The organism is Methylophilus medardicus (genome assembly GCF_006363955.1).
GTDB classification, from domain to species: Bacteria; Pseudomonadota; Gammaproteobacteria; order Burkholderiales; family Methylophilaceae; genus Methylophilus; species Methylophilus medardensis.
Map to the genome: position 1 here is coordinate 253,210 of NZ_CP040948.1, position 26,872 is coordinate 280,081.

Consider the following 26,872-nt stretch of genomic DNA (forward strand, 5'->3'; position numbering starts at 1 on the left):
GTCATGGCTTGATTGCATGACATAGATAAAGACTAAACAAGTGAATCATAAAACCTCTTACAGTTTTGAGTTCTTTCCGCCCAAGACCGCGGAAGGCATGGCGAACCTACGCCAGGTGCGTCAAGAGTTGGCTGCGTTCTCCCCTGAATTTTTCTCGGTAACGTTTGGCGCCGGCGGTTCTACGCGCGATCGCACCATGGATACTGTGTTTGAAATTCAGGCCGAAGGCCATGGCGCTGCGCCACACATTTCTTGTATTTCTTCGAGCAAAGAAGAAATTCGTGCGCTTTTGCAGGCCTATCAAGCCAAAGGCATTCGTCGTCTGGTCACTTTGCGGGGCGATATTCCGTCTGGTGAGGTCAGTGCTGGTGACTTTAAATACGCCAATGAGTTGGTTAGCTTTATCCGTGCCGAAACGGGAGACTGGTTTCATCTCGAGGTCGCGGCCTATCCCGAGTTTCACCCGGAGGCAGGCTCCGCCCAAAAAGATCTCGACAATTTTAAACGTAAAATCGATGCAGGGGCTGACTCTGCGATTACGCAGTATTTTTACAACGTAGATGCGTATTTTAGATTTTTGGATGCCGCACAAAAACTCGGTGTGACTGCGCCGATTATTCCGGGCATCATGCCGATTTACAATTACACGCAGTTGGCGCGATTTTCAAATGTGTGTGGTGCTGAGATTCCACGTTGGTTGCGCATGCGGTTGGAAGCCTATGGCGATGATTTGGCGTCTTTACGTGGTTTTGGGGCCGATGTGGTCACCGAAATTTGTGCCAAGTTGATTGCAGCCGGGGTCGATAAAATGCACTTTTACACCCTGAATCAAGCGGGCATCATCGGACAGATTATTCGGCAGCTGTAGCTTTCATTCAAAAAAGCGCGACCCATTTTAGGTCGCGTTTTTTTTGGTCTATTTACTGTAATGAGAGCCCTTGCGGGTTAAATAAGGCATCTTCCACAAACAAGTAATCTTGTTTGCGCGCTTCATCCCACAACACCATCATGGTAATCCAGCGGATATCTTCCATGCTGAGCGTTTCTTGTGGCAATACCATGGCGCGATCGACAATCAAATCGCGCTCATACGCAGTGATGATGTCGCTACGTTGCAACAATGACAGAAAATTTAAACTCTCATCGTTGATTTTACTGCGTTCAATATCGCAAAAAATGCGGATTGCGGCCGGGTCATGCAGATATTGCGCATGTTGCACCGAGCGGCGCAGGTCTTTGACCCAGTCGACGGCGTGCAAAATGTCCTGATGGTTAAATCCTGCTTGTGATAATTCGTAGGCCATGATGGTTTCGTCGGTTTCTTTTAACTCAAACGCATCATGTTTATCCCAGTAATTTTGATAAATAAATATCAATACTTCTAACATGCATAGTCTCCTCAAACGCGCAGTAGTATAAGTAGCGCTGTTGGGGTGAGTCTAAGCCAAGTTCACACCAGTCGTTGGAATTGACCGTTGGCGAGATGGCTGACGACACCTTCTAATTCAAGTAACGTAAGCATGGTGGAAACTTGCTCTGGCGTCAACCCCGCACGGGCTGCGATCTGCTCTGCAAACAAGGGGTCAAATCCCATGCAGACCAAGACAGGGCTTGCTTCGGCAGGTAAGCTGGTCCAATCGGGTGATGGCCCATTCGGGCTAATCGAAAATGACTGATTTGGCAGGCGAATATGCGCGAGCTCACTCACAATGTCTTCGGTGGATTCGACCAGCTTCGCGCCTTGCTTGATTAAAGCGTTGCAGCCTTTGGCGAGTGGTGAGTGAATCGAGCCAGGAATCGCAAACACATCACGCCCTTGTTCGATCGCCAGCCTTGCAGTAATGAGTGAGCCGCTGTCGATATTGGCTTCCACTACCAGACAGCCCTCAGACAGCCCGCTGATAATGCGATTGCGTCGAGGAAAGTGGTGCGCGAGTGAGGGGGTACCCAGCGGGTATTCAGAAAGAATTAATCCGTATTGGGCAATGTGATGTGCCAGTGTCTTGTGCTTGGCCGGGTAGACAATATCCAGCCCAGTGCCGACCACTGCGATGGTCGCACCATCGGCTTTGAGTGCGCCTCGGTGGGCGGCACCGTCAATGCCAAGGGCCAGACCACTGACCACTGCAAACCCTGCATGACACAAACTGTCAGCAAAGTTTTCGGCTGTCGCCTCGCCTTGAGGGGTGGCATGACGACTGCCAACCATGGCGATGGCCGGACGTTTGAGCGTTTGTAAATTGCCTTTCGCGTATAACACAGGCGGCGGCTGGTCTGTTTCGAGCAGGCGCGGTGGGTAGTAAGGGTCTGCCAGTGTCAGTAGGTGATTATCCGTTTGCGCAAGCCAATCGAGCGTATGCGGGATGTGCGGGTCCTCCATGGCGCGCTGGATGCCATCTGCGACGTCTTTTCCCACCAGCTCACGCAAGGCCGAGTAGGGCGCTGCCAATACGGCTTCTGGCGTTTTAAAGTGCAGGAGTAACTGACAATAAGTGACGCTGCCCAGCCCCTTGACCAGACTGAGTGCAATCCAAGGCGCGTTGAATTCAGGCGCGGCGGTCACGATGGCGCTGGTCAATCATGGGGTGCTGACCACATCTTCGGCATGAATGGGTTGCGAAGATTGCATCACCAAAGCATAAGATAGATGCGGGAAGGTTTTAAAAACCATGACTAAACCCACCGGTTCATCAGGCAGTTGGATGGTCAACGGGTGTTTAGGATCAGACTCTGGGTCGATCATGGAAGCGCCTTTGCGCAGCACCGCCAGCACATGACCACGCTCTATGCCTTGAGCCTCCCCGCGATTGAGGACGACCACACGACCGTAACCGGTTTCGTTAATGCCTTCGCTGACGCGCGCAATCTGCCCTTTTATGTCCTTGTCTGGCGAATGTGGGATGTATGCCGGGTTCAGTTCATCTTCTATCGCAATCAGTTTGTCTTTGACAGCGATTTCTTCTTTTGCCTGTGTCACGGTCAAGGTCGCTGGCTGGCCAGCGCGTAATAACCTAGCCTCTCCCAAATAATGCGCCTCGTTGCCAAGGATTTCACCGTTTTCTGGATTTTTGACTGGTTCACCTTCGCGGTAAACCGCCCAGGCGGTTCTTGGTGACGCTGGTAGTCCTTGCACGTAAATGTGGGTGCCCGGACTCAGAATCTCACGCTCTTCTTGTGCGGCAATGATTCTGGGCGCTGCTTTTAACGCCTCGGGGGAAATCAGCATGGGTTTGGTTAAAAATGGCAGAATCGTGCTTGGTTGAATTGCAGGAATTGCATCGCCTTGTATCGGCGTCACAATCACCCCCGGCTCGAGTGTCACGGATTCTCGCATGAGTCGCAACAACGGCTTGCCACTGCTGGTATCTAATACGATCACGTCACCCGGGTAGATCCAGTGCGGATTTTTGATGCGTTCACGGTTGAGTTGCCAGATCTGTGGCCATTGCCATGGATTTTTGAGAAACTTCGCTGAAATGTCCCACAAGGTGTCGCCTTTGACCACGAGATGCCGGTCAGGATGTTGCGCCCGCAAGGGAATTTCTTCCGCGCGCACCAACAAGCTGCTACAAGCCAGCGCAAGCAGGGTTATAATTTGAACAATTTTGGTCATGTGGCGTCTCTGTAAATAAGCAGCTCAAGGGTTAGGCCGCATCAATCGCGCGCGCGATCTGCATCATATCGACCAATCTAGCATGGGTTTAAAGTTCTTATCAAGGTGAAAAAGCGGGCATTTTGCCCTGTTTTCCCACAAACTATTTGAATGGAAAGATTTGTAGAGCATGGCATTACTTCCAATTTTGCAATATCCGGACCCACGACTGCACACGGTAGCCAAGCCGGTGCAAGTATTTGACGACGCTTTGCAGCAACTGGTGAGTGACATGGCGGAGACGATGTATGATGCACCGGGCATTGGCTTAGCGGCCACGCAAGTGGATCATCATATTCAGTTGATCGTGATTGATCTCAGTAAAGAAAAAGACGATCTCTTGGTGCTGATTAATCCGAAAATCATTGCCCAGTCTGGTAGCCAAGATTATGAAGAAGGCTGTTTGTCTGTGCCGGGCGTGTATGAGAATGTCACGCGCGCCGAGTTCATCACAGTAGAGGCGCGTGATGTCTCGGGCAACACTTATAAGCTCGATGCAGACGGTCTACTCAGTGTGTGCATTCAGCATGAGATGGATCACTTAAAAGGTAAAGTATTCGTGGAATATTTGTCCACCCTCAAACGCAACCGTATCCGCAGCAGAATGGTCAAGCACGCACGCGAAATCGAACGCAATAGTTATTAATCTCAGGGATTTGCATGCGAATCATCTATGCCGGCACACCGGCGTTTGCCGAACCTGCCTTGCAGGGCTTATTGGATGCCGGACACGATATTGTCATGGTATTGACCCAACCTGATCGTCCGGCTGGGCGGGGCATGCAGTTGAAAGCCAGCCCCGTCAAACAGCTGGCGTTGGCCAACGGTTTGCGCGTTTTTCAACCAGAGAGCCTCAAGCCTGCAGAAGTGCAGGCTGAATTGGCGAGCGTGCAGGCGGAGGTCATGATTGTGGCCGCGTATGGTCTGATGATTCCAACCGCGGTGTTGCAGATGCCAACGCTTGGCTGTTACAACATACATGGTTCTCTGCTCCCGCGCTGGCGTGGTGCCGCGCCCATTCATCGAGCGATTCTGGCAGGCGATGCTGAAACCGGTGTCACCATCATGGAGGTGGTGCCTAAACTGGATGCCGGCAATATGATCAGCAAATGGGCGGTCGCCATCACTGAAATGGACACCACGCAAACCCTGCACGACGCCATCAGTCGTGAAGGTGCGCGTTTGATGGTCGAAGCTATGCATACGCTAGCGACCACGGGCACGCTCGCCTCAGAAGTGCAAGATGAGTCTCTGGTGACCTATGCGCACAAACTTGAAAAGTCAGAGTCGGCCATCGACTGGACACAAACTGCGTCACAATTGTCCCGCCAAGTGCGCGCATTTAATCCTTTTCCGGTGGCCACAGCCACCTTCAAACAGCAAGTGTGCAAATTGTGGTTTGCGCAAGCGGTACACGGTCGCGGCCAGCCGGGGACTGTGCTAGAAACACAGCCTTTGCGCGTAGCTTGTGGGGAGGGCGCACTGGAGATTCATACGTTGCAAATGCCCGGCGGCAAGCGGCAAACAGCACTGCAGTTTGTGCAGGGGCAACATGTGCAAGTGGGTGACCAGTTTTTTTAGGCACTGACTCAAGCGGGCATTGAAAAACCCCTGTCATCACCGCATATTAAGCTAGACGTATTGAATCAATGAGGAGTATCTATGTTAGGTAACTGGACCAAAACCTTTGTGCTGATGGCGGCCATCACCGCGCTGTTTGTTGCTGTGGGTGGCGCATTGGGTGGTCAGGGCGGCATGTTCATCGCTTTGCTGCTGGCAGGGGGCATGAACTTTTACGCCTACTGGTTTAGTGATCAAGCGGTGCTGAAAATGTATGGTGCAGTCGAGATCAATGCCGAAAACCAATTCGGTAACGGCCAGTTTCGTGATTATTACAACATGGTAAAAGCCTTGGCCGAACGTGCTGAGTTGCCGATGCCGCGCGTGTTCGTCATCAACGAGAGCCAGCCCAATGCGTTTGCCACCGGTCGCAATCCTGAACATGCTGCGGTCGCTGCCACCACCGGCATTATGCAGATTTTGAGTGAACGAGAGTTGCGTGGGGTAATGGCGCATGAGCTGGCACACGTCAAAAATCGCGATACGCTGATTTCGACCATCTCTGCGACGGTTGCCGGCGCGATTTCGTCTATTGCCCAATTTGGCCTGATGTTTGGCGGTGGCCACCGGGAGGGCGAAGACCGACCGAACCCACTCATCGGTATTCTGATTATGGTGTTGGCGCCTCTGGCCGCTTCATTAATTCAAATGGCGATCTCACGCTCGCGCGAATACGAGGCAGATCGCATGGGTGCCGACATTAGCCGTGACCCGAAAGCGCTGGCTGCGGCGCTGGAGAAAATCCATAATTACGCGCACCAGATTCCCAACATGACTGCGGAACAGCATCCGGAAACCGGGCAAATGATGATTATTAATCCTTTATCAGGCGCTGATCTGGCGGGGTTGTTTAGTACGCATCCGCAAACCGAAGAGCGTATCAGACGCTTGATGGCGTTGGCGAACCAGTACTAACTGTCCACAAGGGTGGACGCTTTGAAAAGGCTTTCGTCAGAAAGCCTTTTTTCATGGCTTGCGTTTTTCACTGGTGAATTAAGTGGCATCAAGTAGAATAGCTTTTTTTGCCTAGAGACCTTCGTTTGCAAGTTGCCCAGTTAATAGCCGCGTATGCGGTGGCCGAAGTCTTGGCCGGACATAATCTGACTGTTTCCATGCCCAAGGCATTGCGCAAAGTCAAATCTGCGACGCCACAACAACAGGCTGCAGCGCAGGATTATAGCTATCTCACTTTACGTTTTTATGCCGAATCTGCCGCCTATTTGCAAGCGTTGACGCCCAAGCCAGTGACCGATGATCGCGTCTCTGCATTGTTGCTGGTGGCCCTGTCGCAATTGTTACATCAGGACGATGATGACTTCACTGTGGTGAATCAGGCAGTAGAAGCCGCCGGTAAAACGGGTCAACGCTGGGCGAAGAGTTTGGTTAATGCGGTATTGCGAAATTTTTTACGCCAACGTGCGCAATTGCAAACGACGATTGCCCAGCGTGAAGAGGTGCAGTTCAACTACCCACAATGGTGGATCAACACCCTCAAGCAACAATATCCACAGGATTGGCAAGCCATCCTTGAAGTCGGCAACAGTCACCCGCCGATGACCTTGCGCGTTAATTTGCGCAAAACCGATGTCGCCAGCTATTTAAAGTTACTCGCTGACGCCGAGATGTCTGCCAGTCATTTGGGGGGTACCGCGATTCAATTGCATAGCCCTGTGCCTGTGCATCAATTACCAAATTTTGAGGCTGGCTGGGTCAGTGTGCAAGACACGGCGGCGCAGTGGGCTGCACCATTACTTGATTTGCAAGCGGGTATGCGTGTGTTAGACGCGTGTAGTGCGCCGGGTGGCAAGTCTTGCCACATTCTCGAAGCCTGCGAGGTCGAGTTGTGGTCACTAGACATGGCGGTCGAGCGCCAGCGCCGCGTGCACGAAAATTTGCAGCGTCTAGGCTTGCAAGCGCACGTAGTCACCGGCGATGCGGCGAATACAGACTGGTTTGATGGGCAACTGTTTGACCGTATTTTGGCCGATGTCCCCTGTAGCGCCTCAGGCATTGTGCGTCGTCATGTCGATATGAAATGGCTGCGCAGGCCTCAGGACTTGGCCACTTTCGCGCATCTTCAGCAGGAAATTTTATCGAATTTGTGGCAAACGCTGGCAAAAGGCGGTAAATTGTTGTACGTGACCTGCTCAATCTTTCCACAAGAAAACGACATGCAAATCCAGCAATTTTTAAGCGCACATGCGGATGCGACTCGATTGCCGATTGCCTTTGATCCCGCGATCTTGCCCTGCCAACACCACATAGGCGGGCAGATGTTGCCCACGGCTGTGCATGACGGATTGTTTTATGCGCTATTGCAAAAACATTAAACACTGGTTGTGTATGGGCCTGATGATTGGCCTGACCGCACTGAGCTGCGTGGCAGGCAGTAATCATGCGCATATTCGAAACGCAGAGTTGGTGTTGCGCGATGAGCTATGGACCTTAGATGCCGACATAGACGTGCAGTTTGGCCGCGCCCTAGAAGAAGCCCTCAGCAAAGGGGTCGCGCTGACATTTTTGTATGAGTTTCAGATTATCAAACCGCTTAAATATTGGTTTGATGACGAAGTGGTGACCGAACGTCGCTCGGTGACGCTCAATTATCACGCGCTGACCAAACAATATCTGCTGAACTACCCACAACAGCAAAAAGTATTTGATAGCCTCAGCGAGGCTAAACGTGAGTTAGGCTTGATTCACGACTGGCGCTTAGTGCCGCATGGCACACTAGAAAAAAATCAATCTTATCAGGCAGCACTTAAGATGCATCTGGATACCAGTAAGTTGCCCAAGGCCTTGCAGTTGGATGCGTTGGGTGAAAGTGACTGGGAGTTAGTAACCCCCACTTTTACCTGGTGGGTGAAGGAAACATTGCGCTAACGGTATGCGTTATGTCTTGATTTTGTCGATCGTGTTGGCAGCGGCCTTGTTGTATCTGCTGTCGCTTGCAAGTGCCAATACCGCCATCAGCGGCGATTACTATTTGGTGTTGCTCTACGTCAATGCCGGTCTGGCTTTGCTGTTATTGGGCGTCATTGCCTATCAGTTACGGCATCTTTACCGCACCACAAAATCCAAGCAAGTCGGCAGCAAGTTAAACTTTCGCTTGCTGGTGACCTTTGCCCTGATGGCCTTGATCCCTGGCATGATTGTGTATCTGGTGTCGGTGAATTTTCTCTCGCGCTCGATTGAGTCATGGTTTAACGTCAAAGTGGAATCTGCGCTGGATGGCGGCCTGAGTTTGGGCCAAAAAGCGTTGGATATTATGCTGAGCGATGTGAAGGAAAAAGCGCAAAGCATGGCTGTGTCTTTGTCGTTGCAGCCAGCGCGGTCTCACTATAGTCAAATCAATGATTTGCGTGAAAAAGCAGGCATTCAAGATGCGGCCCTACTCACTGCGCAAGGCGCTATTCTGGCCGTGAGCAGCTCTGACCCCAGCAGCTTTTTGCCTGAGCTTCCTTCTGTGCCGCAATTGCGACAAGCCAGAACTGGCGTTTACGGCAAGATTGAGCCCATTCCCGGCAAAGGCTTGTATATGCGCGTGTTGACTCCGGTCGAAACTTTGGGCATTACCGGTGAAATGCGCATTTTGCAATTGATGCAGCCAGTGCCCAAATCCCTGTCGAATACCGCAGAAGCGGTGCAAGACGTCTATCGCGAATACCAAACCCTGTCTTACAGCCGTCAGTCATTAAAAGACATTTTTATGCTGACCCTGACCATGATTTTGTTGTTGTCGATGCTGGGGGCGTTAACCATTGCATTTGCGCTCAGCCGCCGCATGGCGCAGCCGCTGACGGTGCTCGCGGAAGGGACGCGCTTGATCGCCAGTGGCGATTTTTCGCAGCAATTACCCTCATTTGGTAAAGATGAATTGAGTGTGCTGGTGAAATCATTCAACAGCATGACGCGGCAGCTGCAGGAGGCAAAAAATGCCTCTGAGCAAAGTCGCCAGCATGTGGAATCGGCACGTGCCTACTTAGAGGCGATTTTGTCACACTTGAGTTCGGGGGTGATGACGATTAATGAGCGGGCAGAGTTGCGCGTGTATAACTTGGCGGCGACCAATATTCTAGGTATTTCATTGGTTGGCTTTAAAAATAAAGTATTTAGCGAAGTGGCAACTGAAAACAAATACTTAAGCCCATTCACCGAGCTGGTCATGCAGCACTATGAAGACACTTTGCAGTTTGACCATCACGAGCGGCACATGACCAGCCAGATTGAAATTGAAGGCGTGCATGGAACGCAGATGTTGATGTTGCGAGTGACGCGCTTGCCTGAAGGTGCCGGTCATGGCCTGGTGGTGGTGTTTGATGATGTGACTGCCATGGCACAAGCACAGCGGGACGCCGCCTGGGCGGAAGTTGCCAGACGCTTGGCGCATGAGATTAAAAATCCGCTGACCCCCATACAACTCTCGGCGGAGCGCTTGCAGCTCAAATTGCAAGACAAGCTGGACAGCAAAGATGCCGAAATGCTGTTTAAATCGACCGATACCATTGTCAATCAGGTGCAGGCAATGAAAAATATGGTCAATGAATTTAGTGAGTATGCCAGAACGCCGGCAGCGCAATTGGTTAAGTTAGATTTGAATACTTTAATTCGCGATGTGAGTCGCTTGTATAACGCCTCGACCGTCAAGCTGTTGCTGGCCTTGCACGAGCAACTGCCGGAGATTCAGGCAGATGCCACCATGATGCGCCAGATTTTGCACAATTTACTGCAAAATGCACAAGATGCGCTGGTGCAAGTGGCGGACCCGCATATTGTTATCTTGACCGATTATGATGGCGAGCGTATAAAACTGACAGTGACCGATAACGGCAGTGGTTTTCCAACCGATGTGATGGCGAGAGTGTTTGAGCCTTATGTCACCACAAAATCCCACGGGACGGGTTTGGGCTTAGCCATTGTGAAAAAAATGATAGAGGAGCAGCGTGGACAGATTCGCATAGACAATCTGCCACAAGGGGGCGCTAGCGTCACCATCAGCTTGCCGGTAGATAAACAACAACAGCGTCGGCGCGTTGAGCGCATCGTGTAAGGAAGTACCATGGCTTCACGTAATATTTTGGTGGTCGATGACGAAATCGGTATCCGTGAGTTGTTGAGCGACATCTTGCGGGATGAAGGGCATATTGTACGTTTGGCGGAAAACGCACAAGTGGCCCGAGACGAGCGTCTTAAGCTGCGTCCGGATCTGGTATTGCTGGACATCTGGATGCCAGATTGCGATGGCATCAGCCTACTCAAAGAGTGGGCAAATGCAGGGTTGTTAACCATGCCTGTGATCATGATGTCCGGCCACGGCACGATAGACACCGCGGTGGAGGCCACCCGCTTAGGCGCTTTCGATTTTCTAGAAAAACCGATTGCGCTACAAAAGCTGCTCAAAACCGTTTCAGCGGCCATCAAGCATACCGAGCATTTAGCACACACCGAGATCAACTTATCCAGTTTTGGCAAAAGTGCGGTGATCCAAGAGCTGAAACAGCGTCTTGAACAATTGGCTCGGCATAAAAATACCTTATTTCTGATTGGCAAAAAGGGCGGCAGCGTACCTTTGTGCGCCAAATTTCTGCGTCCGCAAAACACGCCATGGGTGGCGCTGACCGATTATGAAAAACTGGTCACTGCCCCGATGGAGATTTTGGAACAAGCGCGCGAGGGTGTGGTGTTTGTCGATGAGGTCACCAAGCTGGGTAAAACCGAACAAAAAGGCTTGCATTTACTCATTAACAAGTCAGAGAAGTATGGTGTCCGCGTGATTTGCGCTAGCGAACATGGGTTGCCGCAGTTGATTGAAAAAGCCATGCTGGAGCAGGCGTTGCTGCAAACGCTGGCGGGCTCTGCCGTGAAAGTGCCATGCCTTGATGAGCACAAAGAGGACATTCCGGATTTGGTGAATGCGATGGCGACCTTGATGGTGGAGGCGAGCAAGATTGATTACAAGGCATTGGATGTGGCTGCACTGAATGCCCTGCGCAATGCGGATTGGCCGGGAGACCTTGATGAGCTGGAATCCGTGGTACAAAATCTGTTGATGACCAGCTTGGAAGATACCATCACGCAAGCAGATGTGCAGCGTGTGCTGGCTAATTTCCAAGGTCAACATGTGGAGGCCACCGAGCAGCACATGCCGCTCAATCTGGATCAACCTTTGCGCGAGGCGCGCGACGAATTTGAACGGTATTATTTTCAGTATCATATGCGGCTGGTTAAAAATAATATGAGCCGACTGTCTGAAATTTCTGGTCTTGAACGCACCCATTTATACCGTAAACTGAAACAACTTGGCATCAAAATCAAGGGTTAGCGATTGGGCACGCAAATAAAAAAGCCGGGCAGTCGCCCGGCTTTTTTATTTGACTGGAAAGGCCGACTAAGCAGTCGTTTTGTTGCGATTATCTAAGCTACAGGCCGTATCGGGATAGACGCTCAACAGCCACATCCCACCAGCAATGCCCATGTAGGCAAAAAATGCATCTAATGAGGCTTGAGCCAAAATCAGCGCCATAAAGGCCGCCAGCACGCCCAGCACGCGCGCGGAAAGTCTGGTTTTAAAACCGACGATCAACATGAGTCCAAAGACAAACTGAATTAGAATCAGCAACGGCGCAAACACGGCTGGCAAGCCAAACTGTCCCAGCGTCATCTGATATTGCAAGTAACCGTCAGGGGTATTCAGAATCGCCATTAACTTTAAAATCACCACCCCGAAAAACACCAGCCCCAGCAATATTCTGGCCGCCGCAGTTTGAAAACGACTCATAGCTTTTCCTCAAATCCTATTTTAATGAAGCCCGTATGATGCCTGTGGCTAACTACAATTGCAATACAGGTAAAATCGTAATATTTGTGCCGAGAGGGTATATGACTGTACAACGCATCCAGCTGGATATTCACCGCTTGCAGCAGCATCAGCCGTTGTGGGCCGATTGCCGTGCTATCCGCCAGTCCGTCTTTATCGACGAGCAACAAGTCCCTGTTGCCCTTGAGTGGGATGCGGCGGATGCTACCGCGACGCATTTGCTTGCGTGCTTGGATGGGCAATCGCTGGCTTGCGCACGCGTGCTGCCGGATGGGCACATTGGTCGCATGGCCGTTCTAGCCGCATGGCGCGGCCGAGGGGTGGGGGAAGCGCTGTTGTTACAGGCGATACAGGTCTGTCGGCAGTTGGGCGTTTCGCATGCGCGCTTGTCTGCACAGACACATGCGGTTGGTTTTTATCAGCAAGCCGGTTTTGAGGTCTGTAGCCCGCCCTACTTGGATGCCAACATCCTGCATGTCGATATGGAGCTCAAGCTGGTATAATTATGGTTTAAGTTTTTCTCTAACTTGCAGACATAAAAAGGAATTCTCATGTCAAAAATCGTATTTAAAGCCGGTGAAGCAACCGTGTTTTCTGAAGGTAAAGACGTTACTGCAGCGATGCCGGAAATCTTGATTGGCGCCGTTGATGGCCCAGTGGGTGCCGCGTTTGCCAACATGATGGCGCAAACCAAAGGCCATACAGCCATGTTTGCCGTGCGTGACATTAACCAGATGGTGCGCCCAGCCACCATGATGGTGCCTAAAGTGACTTTGAAAGATTCCTTGAACATTGAGTTGTTTGGTGGCGTGGTGCAAGCCGGTGTTGCAGATGGCATCACCGATGCGGTGATTGAGGGTATTATTCCTAAAGAGTTGGTTAATGAGTTGTGTATTGTGGCCTTGTTGTGGGTAGACCCAGGTTGTGCAAAAGAAGCCAACCTCGACAAAGCCGACCTTTACAAAAACAACTACGAAGCGATTAAACTGGCATTGAAGCGCGCGTTAAATGATGAGCCTAGTATTGATGAGCTGATCGCTAACCGCGACAAAATCAAACACTGTATGTGGGAAGACAGCTGGGATCAGAAATAATCTGTTCTTTTCTGCCACGCCCCGCAATTGCGGGGTTTTTGTTATCTGGATGACACATGAAGTATTTAATCAAACGCTATCTGGCGGTGATCTACGAACTGTTATTGATGTTGGCGTTAACGCTGGCACTCACAGCCGCCTATGTCTTGCTTGTGGGTGATGCCAGTCATGGCTGGAAGCGTCTCGGTTTACAGGGCTTGTTGTGGCTGGTGATGGGTGCGTATTTTGTACGCTGTTGGGTGGTGAGTGGACAAACGCTTGCCAGCCAGACTTGGAAGTTTAAAGTAGTCAGTGCAGACGGGCGCTTGCTGGATCTGCCGCATGCCATGATGCGCTATGTGTTGGCGGGTGTGTTGTTGTTGCCAGCCGGGCTAACCTTATGGTGGGCGTTGCTGGATCGTGAGCAGCAGTTTTTGCATGACCGTCTGTTAGGGTCGCGCATCATTGTGTTGCCATCCGCTAAGTAAACTCAAATGTAGTGCGGCGCTAACGACGCTCGACCACATACAGCATGCCAAGACCGGCGGCTAAAAATAGCAGCGTCGGACTGATGGCACTCACTAGCGGTGACCAATCATTGAGTACGCCCAAGTGGACAAACACCCGATTCATGATCTGATACACCACGCCGAGAAAAATGCCTGCGAAAATTTTGGCGCTGATGCCACCTGCGCGTTGCTGCAAAAAGCCAAAAGGCAGCGCCAGAATGACCATGACCAGACAAGCCAAAGGGTAAACCAGTTTAGACCAGAGCGCGACCTGATAGCGGGTGCTGCGTTGCCCGTTTTGATGCAAGTATTGTATAAAGCTGTAGAGATTCCAGGCCGACATTTTTTCTGGAAGTACCAGAAGCACATTCAGCAGTTCCGGCCGGATAAGCGACTCCCATTCGGTCTGTTTGACAAACTTAGAGGTGACGGAGTTGTGCTGGGCTGCTTTGCTGGTGTTGATGCTGGTTTGGGTTACGTTCGAGAGCACCCAATGGTCATCCTCAAAGTACCCTTTGTCAGCATGACTGACATGACGCAAGCGGAACTGCGCATCAAAGTCATAAATATGAATATCTACCAGGCTCGTGTCCGGCATCACGGTGGTGACATTCACAAAACTGCTGCCATCCTTAATCCATAAGCCGGACTGAAAGTCCTGTGCGATGACCGAATCAGTGGCTTGAATGCGGATGCGTTGCGCCATTTTTTCACTGATCGGCGCGATGATTTCGCCAATCAGAAACGTGATGAGGGCAAATACCAAACCAATGCTTAACAGCATTTTGGCGATCATTTGCAATGAGATGCCACTGGTGCGCATCACGATTAACTCCGAGCTACTGGCCATGGCGCCAAGGGTATAGACGATGCCTAGCAACACAGCAACGGGCGCCACCTCATAAATATGGCCCGGAATACTGAGCCCGACATAGATCAGCATGCTGTTGATGCCATAGTGACCACGGCCCAGGCTGTCGAGCTCTTGTAATAGGTCGAAAAACGAGAACATGGCCAGCAGCCCCAGCAACACCAACATGATGTTGAAACTGATTTCTTTCCAGAAATAGCGATTTAACAGGGTAAGTTTCATGACTTATGCGCGTTTCGCCCGGCGTTTAAACCAGTCAGGAATCAAGGGTTTCAAATGCTTGCGGCGGTGATAGAGATACCAGCCAAGCAGAATGAAGATCAGATGGACTGGCCATAAGCCAATCAGGATGGAAATCTTCCCTTGCGTAATCCATGCCTGAAAAATGCTCAGCATGTTGTTGTAGATGATAAAGATCAGGATCGCAAACATGATATTAAGCGAGCGGCCAGCACGTGGGTCAACGAAGCTGAGTGGAATGGCAAGCAGTACCATCACAATGGTTGAAATTGGAATCGCCAGCCGCCAATGCAACTCGGCATGGTCTCCGGGGCTGGCGCCACTGACCAGTGACTGCGTGGATCGGGTCTGCGCCGTGCTGGTTGAGGGCGCAGCTTCTTTGATTTCCACCCGGATGTCATAACGCTCAAATTCAGTGGTCATGACTTCTAGCGTGTTGGGCGTGATTTCATAGCGCCGACCATGCTCCATGCGCAAAAAATTATCGCCATTATTTGCTTTAAAGCGACTGCCGGTATTCGCAGTGATAATGCCGGTTTTGCCGTGTTGCCTGGATTGCACAAAAACGTTTTTAACCTCGTAACCCAGTTTGTCGAAACTCTCGATAAAGTAGATGCGGTCACCGTTGCTAGACTCTTTAAAGGTGCCGGGGCTAATAGAGGATAACTCGTCTCGTTTTTTTAATTGGGCGCGGTAATTGTCTGCTTTTTCATTGGCCCAAGGCATGATGACCAAGCTGAACAGAGAGATGATGAGCACAATCGGTGAGATAAACCGCAAAATCGGCGCGACCCATTGACGCAAACTCAGGCCGGCATTCATCCAAATCACCATTTCGGAGTCGCGATGCCAGCGCGTTAAGGTTAGCAACACGGCCAGAAAAATCGCCAGAGACAGCATCATGGGCATAAACTGCACCAAGCTGAATGTTAGGATGGTGCCGATCGCATCGTTCGGTAGAATGCCCTTGGACACTTGGCGCACGATGTTACCGGCACGCTGTGCCACCACAATGCCTAAAATAATCAGGAAGATGGCAGAGGCCGAGGACATCAGCTCTGCGGACAATGCACGTTTGAAGATTTTCAATTTATATGCACCGCTTTGAAATCAGCATAAAACACTAGATAATACGACCATCACTCAGGCAAATTGCATGGCATCACAAAGGATAAAGATGGAATTTAGCATAAAAAGCACTGCCCCGGAAAAATTGCGTACCGATTGCTTGCTGGTCGGCATTTATGAAGGGCGAAAACTGACCGATTTAGCGAAATCGCTGGATACACTGAGCGAAAAAGCAATTTCCACCGCGCTGAAGTCAGGCGACATGGAAGGTAAGGCCGGCACTACGCTGTTATTACGCCAGTTAGCTGGTGTATCCGTGCCCAGAATTCTGTTGGTTGGATTGGGCAAAGCCGAGGAGCTCACACTCAAACAGCTGAAAAGCAGTGTTCGAGCCGCGGTGAAAGCCTTGCCAGCCGGGGTTGAAAGTATCGCTGCAGACTTTGCTAGCTTGAGCATTAAAAAGAGCTCGGTGCAGCAAATCGCTGCTGCGTTGGCAGAGGTGGTGCTGGATGCCACTTATAAAGTCAATGCAGTGAAGCAGAAGTCGGTGGAACCGCATGCATTAAAGCAAGTGATCTTGCTGGTAGACAAAGCAGACCAAGCGGCGGCTGAGCTGGGTGCGTCGCAGGGGCGCAGCTTGGGTCAGGGCGTCGCCTTAGCCAAAGATCTCGGTAATTTACCCCCCAATATCTGTACGCCTACTTATCTGGGCAAGCAAGCTGAAAAGCTGGCCAAGGATTATGGATTTAAAGTGGAGGTGCTGGACCAAGCGGCGATTGAAAAGCTCAACATGGGCTCTTTCTTAGGGGTGACACAGGGCAGTGACGAGCCCCCACGCTTTATTGTATTGCAGCATTTGCATGGCAAAAAAACGCAAAAGCCCGTGGTTTTGGTAGGCAAAGGCATCACTTTTGATACCGGCGGTATTTCGCTCAAACCCGGCGCAGACATGGATGAAATGAAGTACGATATGTGCGGCGCGGCATCGGTGCTGGGGGTCTTTAAGGCGCTTGGCGAATTGAAATTGCCATTGAATGTGGTCGGTTTAATCCCAACTTGCGAAAATATGCCGAGTGGTCGCGCGACCAAGCCCGGTGACGTGTTGACCAGCATGTCTGGCCAAACCATTGAAGTGCTAAATACCGATGCAGAAGGTCGCCTGATTTTGTGCGATGCGTTGACTTATGCCGAGCGATTTGAACCGGCGGCGGTGATTGACATTGCTACGCTGACTGGTGCTTGTGTGATTGCACTCGGTCATCATGTGAGCGGTTTATTTGCCAATAATGACAGTTTGGCCAAGGCACTGTTAGACGCCGGAGAAAAAGCCGGTGACCGTGCCTGGCAAATGCCAATGTTGGACGAATATCAGGGCCAACTCGACAGTAATTTTGCTGACATTGCCAATATTGGCGGCCGCGCTGCAGGCAGCATTACCGCGGCTTGTTTCTTGTCGCGGTTTGCTAAAAAATATGATTGGGCGCATCTCGATATCGCCGGCACTGCCTGGAAGTCTGGCAAGGAGAAAGGCGGCACTGGCCGTCCCGTGCCATTGTTAGTCACGTATTTAATGCAACAGGCAGCCAAGTAATACCCGCATGACCAAAATCCGCTTTTACACGGATGTCCCCGATGCGCCCATCTTGATGGCGCACTTGGTGCATCAGGCGCTATCGCGTCAGCGGCAAGTCACCATTTATGTGGCTGATCGCGCGCAGGCAGTGTGGCTCGAAGAACGCTTATGGCAATCGACCGCCGAGAGTTTTTTACCGCATGCCTTGGCGGATGCTGAACATGCGGCCTTGACGCCGGTACAATTGGCTTGGTTACCAGAGCAGATTCGTCAGGATGATTTATTGTTCAATCATCAGACGACCTTGCCAAAGTTTTTTAGCCGATTCCGTCACCTGTTTGAGCTGATCGGTCCCGATGAGGCAGACAAAATGGCCGGTCGACAACGCTGGGCGTTTTATCGTGACCGTGGTTACGAGATTCAGCACATGAATAAGCATATGTAGTCACAAGCCTTGTAAGGGGGATGGTGTGGATATTTCAGAAATTCCGGTGTTAACCAAGGTGGTCCATAAAGCCGCCGTGCCCGGCATTGAGATGGATGAACTGGTCGGGCAACTCAAACAAGCGTTATTGCCGGAAATCACCCAATTGATCGTCAGCCAAATGGCCGAGCAACGTGAGGGTGCCCTTGCCACAGCGCAGCAATCCCTGTCTGCGCATGCCGATAGTCTAGCGCAGAGCTTGCTTGCAAAAGCCCAATCGCAAGTGGGTGACAGTATTCAATCTGTTGAGCAGGCTTTTCGTGAGGCCATGGCGCACGTCGGTCAGCAACAATTGCAGTCACTCGAAGCGCAAGTGAGCCATCTGACCCAGACGCAGCAGACGCAGATAGCCGATAGTGAGCAAGCTTTTTTGGCAATGCTGGCGCAACATACCCAACAACAATTGCAATCTGTTGAACAACAGCTACTGCAATTCAGCGACGTGCAAGCGCAGTGGCTACTCACTGCCGAGCAATCGGTGCGTGACGCTGTCGAAAAAGCCAGTCAGCAATGGCTGGGCGAGACGCTGACGCCGCTCATCGACGCGCAACAGACTCAGATGGAAAACCGCGTGCTTACGGTACGTGAACAGTTAGAGCAGGCTTTGGCCACGCATTTAGAAGCGTTGCAAGAAAGTAGCAAACAAACATTGAGTGCAAGCCATGAGGCCGCAACTGCTACGCTCATGACAGACTACAAACAATCACTACAAGCGGCTTTTGTTGAGCTCAATGCCACGCAAATGAGTGCTTTTAAAGAAAGTATGCAGGCAGAATTAGCCGCGTCAGCGCCAGCTTTAGAGGAAAAAGTCGCCGCCTTGGTGGCCGCTGCGGTGGCAAGCCAATTGCAGGAGATGGAGGCCGAAATGAACAAACGCCTCAAGGCGCGTATTTTAGAAGTGTTACAAGGCATCAAGTTCGTGATGCCTACGGTTTAGCGCTTAGGCGTTTGCTAGCGTGAGCACGACCGGGGTGTGGTCGCTAGGACGCTCCAGTTTGCGTGGGGCTTTGTCGATCACGCAATCGAGGCACAAGGGCTTTAAGGCCTCACTGACCAAAATATGGTCGATACGCATGCCCATGTTACGGCGAAAAGCAGCCATGCGGTAATCCCACCAGCTGAATTGCCCTGCCTCCTCGTGAAACAGCCGATAGCTATCATGCAATCCCAAGGCAAGTAGGCGTTCAAAAGCCGCCCGCTCCGCTGGGCTCACCAGTACTTGTCCCTCCCAAGCCACTGGATCATGGCAGTCGCGATCGTCTGGCGCAATATTATAATCACCCAACAAAGCCAGTTTTTCATGCTGTGTTAACTCATCGGTCACCCACGCATGTAGGGCTTCTAGCCACTGCAATTTATAGGGGTATTTTTCGGAGTCTAGTGCTTGGCCATTCACCACATAGGCACAGATCACGCGCACCCCGAGTACCGTCGCCGCGATAATGCGTTTTTGCGCATCGACAAAATTTGGTAAATCAAGATGTACGTCTTGCAACGGATGCGGGCTGATAATTGCCACACCGTTATAGGTTTTTTGGCCGTTATGCACCGCATTGAATCCGGCCTCTTGCAACGCTGCGTAGGGAAACTTGCTGTCTTCCTGCTTGGTTTCCTGCAGGCACAATACATCCGGCTGATTGGCTGTGAGCCAGTCCAGCACATGCGGCAAGCGCACCGTCAGAGAGTTGACGTTCCAAGTAGCCAGTTTCAACGAGATTCTCCACAAAGTAGGTTGGTTTCGCTGGCGCTTGAAAGGCGCCCGCATAACCATTGTATTTTACACCACTCTGCGTGGATGCTGAGGAGGAAGGCTGGGCTCACAGCCGCAAGCCGTGTTTTGGCGCATATCAGACAAATGGCGTATTTTTGAATGGTCTGTTGCCCGTTAAAGTGGAGCCTATTGCATGCGGATAAAGGAATTTTCAGTGAATACAGCGCAGAATGTTAAGCAAGCGCAACCCAGCGGTTTTTCGAATCATGAATGGTGGCTGTTAGTCGCGATGGTGTTGGTGGCGATGGCGTTGCGACCGGGCATTGTGTCCATGGGACCCGCCCTACCCGCCATCATAGACCACTTTCAATTAAGTCATGCCACGGCCTCCCTGATGACGGCGATCCCAGACCTGTTGATGGGCGCATTGGCGCTGCCAACACCATGGCTAGTGCGGCGTTTTGGAGTGAATCGGGTACTCATGACAGCGTTGGCAGTATTAAGTCTGTCGATCTTGCTGCGGGCTTACGCCCCGACGAGTGACGTGTTGATGACTGCCACGGTAGGGGTGGGCGCTGGCATCGCTGTGGCTGGGGCGATGTTTGCCGGCATTGTTAAAACCAGTTTTGCCCATCGGGCGGCATTTGTGATGGGTATCTACGCCACTGCGTTGTCTTTTGGCAGCACTTTATCTGCGGGACTGACCGGCTGGGTATTACAGTTATCAAGCTGGCGTGTCGCCACTGGCTTATGGGTGGTATTCGGCGTGATGGCGATCTTGGCTTGGGGGCTCGTGGTGCGCAAGTCACTCTCGGCTTCGTCGGTTGACGCTGCGTCTGCTGCTGCGCCGGTGCGCCTGCCATTGCGCACGCCGGTGGCTTGGATGATTGCGTTATTTTTTGCCTGTGTGAATTTCTTGTTCTATGCCATTCTGACTTGGACGTCGGCCATGTACCAAGAGCGCGGCATGCCCGCCGCGGAGGCTGGCGCCGTGTTGGCAAGTTTCACCTTTTGTTTCATGCTTGCCAGCCCAATTGTCGGCTCTTTTAGCCGACATACCGATCGACGAAGCTGGCTGGCCGCTTGTGCCTTATTGTCCACCATCGGTTTGGCTGGCATGGCCATGCCGGGCAACGCGCCATGGCTTTGGGTGCCACTGACCGCCTTTGGCTTAGGGGGTGCATTTACGCTCGCGATGACCTTGCCGCTGGATCATACCCATACCGCCGATGCCGCCAATCGCTGGAATGCCTTTATATTAACAGTGGGTTATTTGATCGCTGCATTTGGCCCCTTCTTCGTCGGCTATCTGAGAGATGTGAGTGGTCACTTTGAACTGGCTTTTCAGTGGTTATGTGTGGTCTCATTTTTGATGCTATTACTGTCTTTCACACTCAAACCTAGCGCCTCCTGAGCGCGCCGCGGCTGATGACGAGAGCGTCACTCGTCAGCCTTGCATGAGCCCACGATGACGACGCTCATCAATTCGTTGGATACCGCCTGAAATGGTGGTCTGTTTGCATGATGTTGATGCCCTTGTGTCCTGTATAAATAGCGTTGGGTAAGATTGCTGGTCATCTGCCAACTCAATATTTTTTCAGGTCAGTCGGATACTCATGGGTCGCGGATTCATTTTTACATTATGCAAATGGCTATTGGCATGCTGCTGCCTAGCCAACGCATCTGTTGCGAGCGCTTCTGAGCATATCAAACTGCAACTCAAGTGGCATCACCAGTTTCAATTTGCGGGTTATTACGCTGCACAGCAGCAAGGTTTTTACCGTGATGAGGGTCTCGACGTTGAGATCATTGAAGGCAGTAAAGATCTGCCGCCGCTACAACAAGTGCTCTCAGGGCGGTCTGATTACTCGATTGGCGACTCAGAGATTCTGCTCTCGCGGCTGTCAGGCAAGCCTGTGGTTGCCTTGGCCGCTGTCTTTCAGCACTCCCCGTATGTGTTACTCAGTTTGAACGAACGTGGCATCTATCAACCCGAAGATTTGATCGGTAAACGGATCATGATGTCGGCCGATCAGGGTGCGCTGCAATTTAAAGCCATGCTGATGAAACAGCATCTCGATATCCGGCAAATGACCATCCTGCCGCATAGTTGGCGCCTGCAGGATTTGATCGAGGGCAAGGTCGATGCCATCTCAGCCTACGCCATGGATGAACCGATCCAATTGCAACAAATGGGGTACTCGCCCGCGATTATTAGCAACCAAGTCCATGGCGTCGATTTTTATGGCGATATTTTATTCACCACAGAGCGTGAATTGGCCACGCACCCCGAGCGCGCAGAAGCTTTTTTGCGCGCCACCAAAAAAGGCTGGGCCTACGCCTTTAATCACAAAGAATCCATGGCGGACGCGATTGCCAGCATGCCAGGTGTCGCCAACAGAGGCCTCACCAAGCAAACCCTAATGCAAGAAGCGAATTTGATGGTGCCTTATGTATTGTCAGAAGTCGTGGCCTGGGGGCATATGAACGACGAGCGCTGGCAGGCCATCGCGACCACCTTCGCTGAGCTTGGTTTGATCCCGAAAACACATGACCTGAACGGCTTTATCTATCATGGCGATGTGTTGATCAAGCGCCCGTATATGTTGTGGTTTAGCCGAGGGTTTGCAGCACTGTTGTTGGTATTCGCCGTGACCTTGTTATGGAACATACAGATTAGACGTCAGGTGAGATACCGGACACAGGCGTTACAGAGTGAAATTGACCGCCGCACGCAAGCGGAAAGTCTGCTCAAAGTGGCTGGTAGCGTGGCGAAAATGGGTGGTTGGGTGATGGACCTCGAAACCAATTTGATTCATTGGTCCGACGAAGTCGCCGCCCTGCATGACATGCCACCCGGTTACTCGCCGACCGTAGAAGAGGGCTTGAGCATGTTTGTGCCCGAATACCGGGAACAAATGTGTGTTGCGATCAGGCAATGCGTGGATGAAGGCATCCCCTATGATCTTGAATTAGAAAAGATCACCACCAAAGGCCGGCGCTTCTGGGTGCGTGCCATGGGACAGCCAGTGCGTGACAGCCAAGGAAAAATTATTAAATTGCAAGGTGCATTGCAGGATATTACCGCGCACAAACGGCTGTCGGCACTTAAGCAGGGGCAAGAGCGCATTCAAATCATGATGTTGGCAGATGTGGCTTTGCCAGACATTTTGCAAACGGCAGTGACACTCATCGAGCAGCAATTTCAGGATGCCTGTTGTGCAATATTGTTGCTCGATAAAGAGGGCGCCCGCTTGCGACATACCGCATCGGACAGATTGCCCGTGGCATACGCACAGTCTATCGATGGCATTGCGTTGGGGGAATGCGGCATTTCGTCGCTGACGCAAGGGCGGGTCATCGCTGAAGATATCAGTGCGCATCCGATGTGGGCAGATTGTTATGCGCTGGCAGTGTCACATGGCCTACGGGCTTGCTGGACCATGCCTATCTTATCGCGCAGCCGGCGCGTCCTCGGCGTGTTGGCAATGTATCGCCAGCAACGACATACGCCGCGCTCCACAGAGCTGGATTTTGTCGACAGTTATGCCCACATTTTAGGGCTGGCCATTGAGCGCGAACAAGCGGATGAGCAACTGCATTTATTACAAAGTGGCGTGTCTAGATTGAATGATGTGGTGATGATTACAGAGTCACCCGCGCATGCCCCCATGCAGCAAAAAATTGTGTTTTTAAATGATGCGTTTACTCGGATCACCGGCCATACGCTCGATTTGTTGAGTGGTATTTCACCGTTTGAATTGTTTCAAGAGGCCACGCCAGGACGCGAGCTAGAGCGCATCAAGAAGGCGGTGCAACAAAGCTTGCCGATCAAGGCCGAAGTGGTGACGGTGAACCAGCAGGGTGTGGGTATTTCGCTCGAAATGGATGCTTTGCCATTGTTGGACAAAGGTGGCCTGGTCACGCATTGGGTGGCGGTGCTGCGGGATATTACCGAGCGCAAACAAGCCGATGCACAAATTCGCCAACTGGCTTATTACGATACGATGACTGGCTTACCGAATCGCATGCTGTTGCAAGAAAAGTTAGCCGCGCATGTGCGCAAGGCCATGCGCAAACAAGCCGGTGGTGCGCTGTTATTTATTGACATCGACAACTTTAAAACACTCAATGATACGCATGGGCATGATGTGGGCGATGCCTTATTGGTGGAGGTGGCTAAACGTATCAGACAGTCCGTACGGCGTTTGGATACGGTCAGTCGTTTGGGCGGTGATGAGTTTGTGGTGGTGTTGGACAATTTGCATCAAGACCCGGTGCAAGCCGAGAAACAGGCCAGACGCGTATGCGAAAAAATCATGGCTGCGTTCAAAAAGCCGTTTAACCTCAACCATTATCAGCATTACACGACGCCAAGTATCGGCGTTGCGCTGTTCGATCCCGCAGATCTGAGTCAAACCGATGAGCTGTTACGACGCGCGGATATGGCCATGTATAAAGCCAAAGAGGCGGGCAGAAACGGCTATCAGTTTTTTGATACGCAAATGGAGACCGAGTTACGCCAGCGCGTCGCGCTCGAAACCGATTTGCATACTGCGATTGCGCAACAAGATTTTGTGCTGCATTTTCAGCCCCAATACAATCATCAACATGAGATTGTGGGTGCGGAAGCCCTCGTGCGCTGGCAACATGCTGAGCGCGGTCTCATCATGCCCGCCCACTTTATTGGCTTGGCCGAAAATACGGGCCAGATCGTCGAGCTTGGGCATTGGGTATTGCAAGAAGCTTGTGCGATGTTGCAGCGCTGGTCCAGTCATCCACAATTGCGGCACATTATGTTGTCGGTGAATGTCAGCCCCAAACAATATTTGCAGCCTGCGTTTGTGCCGCAAGTGCAGCAAATGTTGTCTGAGACGGGCATCGACCCGGGCAAACTCAAACTGGAGCTCACAGAAAGTATGCTGGTGGCCAATGTCGAAGATATCATCGCCAAAATGGCAGCCTTGAAAAATATCGGCGTGTGTTTCTCTCTGGACGATTTTGGCACGGGCTATTCCTCACTGTCTTATTTGAAGCGATTGCCATTCGACCAGCTAAAAATTGACCAATCTTTTGTTCGCGATATGCTCAATGGGCATGACCACGAGAGTATCGTCAATGCCATTATTTCGCTGGCGCAAAGTCTGCAACTAGAGATTTTGGCCGAAGGGGTGGAAACTGAAGCACAGCTGAAGGTGTTGAAAGACTTAGGGTGTGAGATTTTTCAGGGCTATTATTTCACCCGTCCATTACCTTTGGACACCTTTGAGACGTGGGTCAGTCAACCCTTTACATCTTCCCATGATCAGGATGTGTTACAGCTAGGCTGAAGCACTCCCGCTCTCTAACCCGCGGACTCGCTCGGTTGGTATAACACGAATGTACCCTCAAACGTAGCGCAGGTTTTCCCTTCACACCGTAGCTGTGCATTGACCTGAATGCGTGCCCGTCCGCGTTGTATATAACTGGTCAGAAATGGGGCCCAGTCCTCGTTGGTATGCAAGCTGGCAATGCATTCAAAATCACTGCGGATCGGCAACAAGAACTTCACCGTTTGTTGCTTAATCACTAGCGCACCGTGCAGGCCAGCCAGCGCGATTCTATGTTGTAAAAACGACCAGGCGGTGGTGATTGAGATGGCGGCAATACTGCCGCCAAACACAATGTTTAAATGGTTTTTGTTTAAGTCAAACTGGCCTTGCATGGTCAGACAGTCTTCTGTCATGTGGCGGATATGCATTCCCAAGTGTTTGGTTTGCGGAATCTGTTCAAAAAGCATTTGTTGAAAAGCCGCTTGCTTACCTGTCATCCGTCCTCCTTTGGCTGGCCTCGTCGTTCAAACCGGGCTGCAGCCGCTGATTTTTTGATTGATTCTAGTATAGGCAAATTGAGCGCTTTTAGCGAAGCATCGCCATCGCTGTTGTATGAAACAGACAGTCGGATCGACTATGTGCATTAGCGCACGGAGGCTTCGTTCGCCGCAGCCTAAGGTGTAGCGGCGTTAATTCTTTTTGCATCCTTTTGAAGGCACACCATGAAAACCCATTTAAGCCAGTTGGCGATTGCCACTTTTTGTAGTCTATCGGTTTGCAGCGCGCATGCCGACGACATGTACCGTGACGCATGGTATGTGTTGCCTGGCGCCAGCATTCTCAGAACTGATAGTGATTTAGACGCTAAGCATCATGGTGGCGGGCTATTTCTCAAATGGGGGAAAGAGATCGCCCCGGCTTGGGACATACAAGGTGGTTTCACCTATAACCGGGTGCGTGAGGATACGGGCATTGCCGGCGTTGGCGGACACTATAAGCAAATTTCGCTGGGCGCTGATGTGCTCTATTTATTCAGCCGTCAATCCTTTCGCCCCTTTGTGCTGATTGGTGGCGGAGTGGCACGTAACAATGTCGATTATAGCCAATTGCCCGGCTTGCAGGATGCCATGCGCACCTCATGGATGGGCAATGTCGGGTTGGGCGCGCAACTCCTTTTTAATGACAAATTTGGGCTACAGGTGGATGTGCGACGTCAATGGTCAAAATCCGATGCGCGGGCGCCGGCCAGTGACCTAGACACCTCTGGTACCTTAGCAAATACCGTGTTCAATATTGGTGCTATTTTTCGTTTTGGCGAGCCTACGCCGGCGCCAGAAGCCGAACAGGCCATGCCTAGCGCTGCGCCAGCCCCCATGGCAGCCGCAAAGCAAGCGGATCTGCCGCCTGCGCTCGCGCCCGTCGCACCTGCCGTCAATTGCAGCCCTCGCTTTGAAACGATCTCAATCTCAGTGGAAAAGATATTTGGTTTTGATCAGTTTGAGATGCAAGCCGGGGCCAAACCACTCCTCGACGCCGTGGCTGAGCAACTAAAAGCGCATCCCGAGTTTGCCTTGGTCATGGTCACCGGCCATACCGATCGCATTGGCAGTGCCCGCTATAATCAACGCTTATCCGAACGACGTGCCAATCAGGTCAAAGAGTATCTGGTCTCGGTTGGGGTGGCGGCGAATCGACTGGAAAGCATCGGTAAGGGCGAGTCCGAGCCGAAGGTGACCTGTAACGGCATGCGTGGCGACGCGTTGGTGCAATGCTTGCAACCCAACCGGCGCGTGGTGATTGAAGATCAGGCGCAGCATCATATCGAGCGCAAACCAGGCTGTCCGCCACTGTAGGTCTAGTATAGGTCTTCGGGCAGTTACACCGACCACCGCTGCCTCAGTAGCGGTGGTTTTTTATCGATCCAAGCCAATAACCCTAGGCG

Annotated in this window: 25 protein-coding genes; 17 read left to right on the forward strand and 8 right to left on the reverse strand. The window is 51.6% G+C overall.

Annotated elements, in window-relative coordinates:
• The first annotated feature begins 40 nt into the window (after positions 1-40).
• The gene (gene metF, locus FIT99_RS01165; protein ID WP_140002159.1) at positions 41-868 is read left to right on the forward strand and encodes a methylenetetrahydrofolate reductase [NAD(P)H]; all 828 of its coding nucleotides are present in this window, start codon (positions 41-43) and stop codon (positions 866-868) included.
• A 52-nt stretch (positions 869-920) separates the two neighbouring features.
• On the opposite strand, the gene FIT99_RS01170 is transcribed toward metF, so the two are convergent.
• The 3 genes from FIT99_RS01170 to FIT99_RS01180 form a co-directional block, all read right to left on the reverse strand.
• Positions 921-1,388: a DUF494 family protein gene (locus FIT99_RS01170; RefSeq protein ID WP_140002161.1), complete on the reverse strand. Its 468-nt coding sequence runs from the start codon at positions 1,386-1,388 to the stop codon at positions 921-923.
• Positions 1,389-1,450: 62 nt separating this feature from the next.
• Entirely contained in the window at positions 1,451-2,578 is a 1,128-nt protein-coding gene (gene dprA, locus FIT99_RS01175) for a DNA-processing protein DprA (protein WP_223261234.1), read from the reverse strand.
• Positions 2,579-3,613 carry a LysM peptidoglycan-binding domain-containing protein gene (locus tag FIT99_RS01180; protein WP_140002163.1) on the reverse strand — a complete coding sequence of 345 codons (1,035 nt, stop codon included), beginning with the start codon at positions 3,611-3,613 and terminating at the stop codon, positions 2,579-2,581.
• A gap of 169 nt (positions 3,614-3,782) precedes the next feature.
• On the opposite strand from FIT99_RS01180, the gene def reads away from it, so the two are divergent.
• The 7 genes from def (at position 3,783) to FIT99_RS01215 (ending at position 11,594) form a co-directional block, all read left to right on the forward strand.
• Positions 3,783-4,298 (forward strand): peptide deformylase, encoded by a 516-nt coding sequence (def, locus tag FIT99_RS01185; protein WP_140002165.1) that lies wholly within the window; start codon positions 3,783-3,785, stop codon positions 4,296-4,298.
• 14 nt (positions 4,299-4,312) lie between these two features.
• The gene (gene fmt / locus FIT99_RS01190) at positions 4,313-5,233 is read left to right on the forward strand and encodes a methionyl-tRNA formyltransferase (RefSeq protein WP_140002167.1); all 921 of its coding nucleotides are present in this window, start codon (positions 4,313-4,315) and stop codon (positions 5,231-5,233) included.
• Between the two features lie 81 nt (positions 5,234-5,314).
• Entirely contained in the window at positions 5,315-6,187 is an 873-nt protein-coding gene (gene htpX, locus FIT99_RS01195; protein ID WP_140002169.1) for a zinc metalloprotease HtpX, read from the forward strand.
• Between the two features lie 125 nt (positions 6,188-6,312).
• Positions 6,313-7,602 carry a 16S rRNA (cytosine(967)-C(5))-methyltransferase RsmB gene (rsmB, locus tag FIT99_RS01200; RefSeq protein ID WP_140004583.1) on the forward strand — a complete coding sequence of 430 codons (1,290 nt, stop codon included), beginning with the start codon at positions 6,313-6,315 and terminating at the stop codon, positions 7,600-7,602.
• A complete protein-coding gene (locus FIT99_RS01205) occupies positions 7,580-8,155 on the forward strand; it encodes a DUF4390 domain-containing protein (RefSeq protein WP_140002171.1) in 576 nt (191 codons plus the stop codon). Before rsmB ends, FIT99_RS01205 begins: the two co-directional genes overlap by 23 nt.
• A gap of 4 nt (positions 8,156-8,159) precedes the next feature.
• Positions 8,160-10,322, forward strand: a complete 2,163-nt coding sequence (locus FIT99_RS01210; RefSeq protein WP_140002173.1) for a sensor histidine kinase — start codon at positions 8,160-8,162, stop codon at positions 10,320-10,322.
• Positions 10,323-10,331: 9 nt separating this feature from the next.
• Positions 10,332-11,594, forward strand: a complete 1,263-nt coding sequence (locus FIT99_RS01215) for a sigma-54-dependent transcriptional regulator (RefSeq protein ID WP_140002175.1) — start codon at positions 10,332-10,334, stop codon at positions 11,592-11,594.
• Positions 11,595-11,660: 66 nt separating this feature from the next.
• Here the strand turns inward: FIT99_RS01215 and FIT99_RS01220 are convergent, their stop codons facing one another.
• Positions 11,661-12,050 (reverse strand): DoxX family protein, encoded by a 390-nt coding sequence (locus tag FIT99_RS01220; protein ID WP_140002177.1) that lies wholly within the window; start codon positions 12,048-12,050, stop codon positions 11,661-11,663.
• 101 nt (positions 12,051-12,151) lie between these two features.
• Here FIT99_RS01220 and FIT99_RS01225 point away from each other — a divergent pair, with 101 nt between their 5' ends.
• From FIT99_RS01225 to FIT99_RS01235, 3 genes are read left to right on the forward strand one after another with little or no spacing between them, the layout of a single operon-like run.
• Positions 12,152-12,592 carry a GNAT family N-acetyltransferase gene (locus tag FIT99_RS01225; protein WP_140002179.1) on the forward strand — a complete coding sequence of 147 codons (441 nt, stop codon included), beginning with the start codon at positions 12,152-12,154 and terminating at the stop codon, positions 12,590-12,592.
• 48 nt (positions 12,593-12,640) lie between these two features.
• Positions 12,641-13,183 carry a formaldehyde-activating enzyme gene (fae, locus tag FIT99_RS01230; RefSeq protein ID WP_140002181.1) on the forward strand — a complete coding sequence of 181 codons (543 nt, stop codon included), beginning with the start codon at positions 12,641-12,643 and terminating at the stop codon, positions 13,181-13,183.
• Positions 13,184-13,239: 56 nt separating this feature from the next.
• Positions 13,240-13,650 carry an RDD family protein gene (locus tag FIT99_RS01235; RefSeq protein ID WP_140002183.1) on the forward strand — a complete coding sequence of 137 codons (411 nt, stop codon included), beginning with the start codon at positions 13,240-13,242 and terminating at the stop codon, positions 13,648-13,650.
• Between the two features lie 19 nt (positions 13,651-13,669).
• Here the strand turns inward: FIT99_RS01235 and lptG are convergent, their stop codons facing one another.
• Both lptG and lptF read right to left on the reverse strand, forming a co-directional pair.
• Complete coding sequence (gene lptG / locus FIT99_RS01240; RefSeq protein ID WP_140002184.1) at positions 13,670-14,764, reverse strand: LPS export ABC transporter permease LptG; 1,095 nt, start codon at positions 14,762-14,764, stop codon at positions 13,670-13,672.
• 3 nt (positions 14,765-14,767) lie between these two features.
• Positions 14,768-15,871: an LPS export ABC transporter permease LptF gene (gene lptF, locus FIT99_RS01245; RefSeq protein WP_140002186.1), complete on the reverse strand. Its 1,104-nt coding sequence runs from the start codon at positions 15,869-15,871 to the stop codon at positions 14,768-14,770.
• An 88-nt stretch (positions 15,872-15,959) separates the two neighbouring features.
• On the opposite strand from lptF, the gene FIT99_RS01250 reads away from it, so the two are divergent.
• Genes FIT99_RS01250 through FIT99_RS01260 form a run of 3 tightly spaced genes read left to right on the forward strand, consistent with a single transcriptional unit; the run spans position 15,960 to position 18,844 of the window.
• On the forward strand, positions 15,960-17,441 hold the full coding sequence (locus tag FIT99_RS01250) for a leucyl aminopeptidase (protein ID WP_140002188.1): 1,482 nt from the start codon (positions 15,960-15,962) through the stop codon (positions 17,439-17,441).
• 7 nt (positions 17,442-17,448) lie between these two features.
• Entirely contained in the window at positions 17,449-17,868 is a 420-nt protein-coding gene (locus FIT99_RS01255) for a DNA polymerase III subunit chi (RefSeq protein ID WP_140002190.1), read from the forward strand.
• A gap of 25 nt (positions 17,869-17,893) precedes the next feature.
• Positions 17,894-18,844 carry a hypothetical protein gene (locus FIT99_RS01260; RefSeq protein ID WP_140002192.1) on the forward strand — a complete coding sequence of 317 codons (951 nt, stop codon included), beginning with the start codon at positions 17,894-17,896 and terminating at the stop codon, positions 18,842-18,844.
• A 3-nt stretch (positions 18,845-18,847) separates the two neighbouring features.
• Here the strand turns inward: FIT99_RS01260 and xth are convergent, their stop codons facing one another.
• Positions 18,848-19,618 (reverse strand): exodeoxyribonuclease III, encoded by a 771-nt coding sequence (xth, locus tag FIT99_RS01265; RefSeq protein WP_189524768.1) that lies wholly within the window; start codon positions 19,616-19,618, stop codon positions 18,848-18,850.
• A gap of 214 nt (positions 19,619-19,832) precedes the next feature.
• On the opposite strand from xth, the gene FIT99_RS01270 reads away from it, so the two are divergent.
• Together FIT99_RS01270 and FIT99_RS01275 are read left to right on the forward strand one after the other, a co-directional pair.
• Entirely contained in the window at positions 19,833-21,032 is a 1,200-nt protein-coding gene (locus FIT99_RS01270; RefSeq protein ID WP_223261235.1) for an MFS transporter, read from the forward strand.
• A 202-nt stretch (positions 21,033-21,234) separates the two neighbouring features.
• Positions 21,235-24,948, forward strand: coding sequence for an EAL domain-containing protein (locus tag FIT99_RS01275; RefSeq protein WP_140002196.1), 3,714 nt, complete (start codon positions 21,235-21,237; stop codon positions 24,946-24,948).
• Positions 24,949-24,962: 14 nt separating this feature from the next.
• On the opposite strand, the gene FIT99_RS01280 is transcribed toward FIT99_RS01275, so the two are convergent.
• Positions 24,963-25,427, reverse strand: coding sequence for a YiiD C-terminal domain-containing protein (locus FIT99_RS01280; RefSeq protein ID WP_140002198.1), 465 nt, complete (start codon positions 25,425-25,427; stop codon positions 24,963-24,965).
• Positions 25,428-25,652: 225 nt separating this feature from the next.
• Here FIT99_RS01280 and FIT99_RS01285 point away from each other — a divergent pair, with 225 nt between their 5' ends.
• A complete protein-coding gene (locus FIT99_RS01285) occupies positions 25,653-26,783 on the forward strand; it encodes an OmpA family protein (RefSeq protein WP_140002200.1) in 1,131 nt (376 codons plus the stop codon).
• Positions 26,784-26,872: the final 89 nt, after the last annotated feature.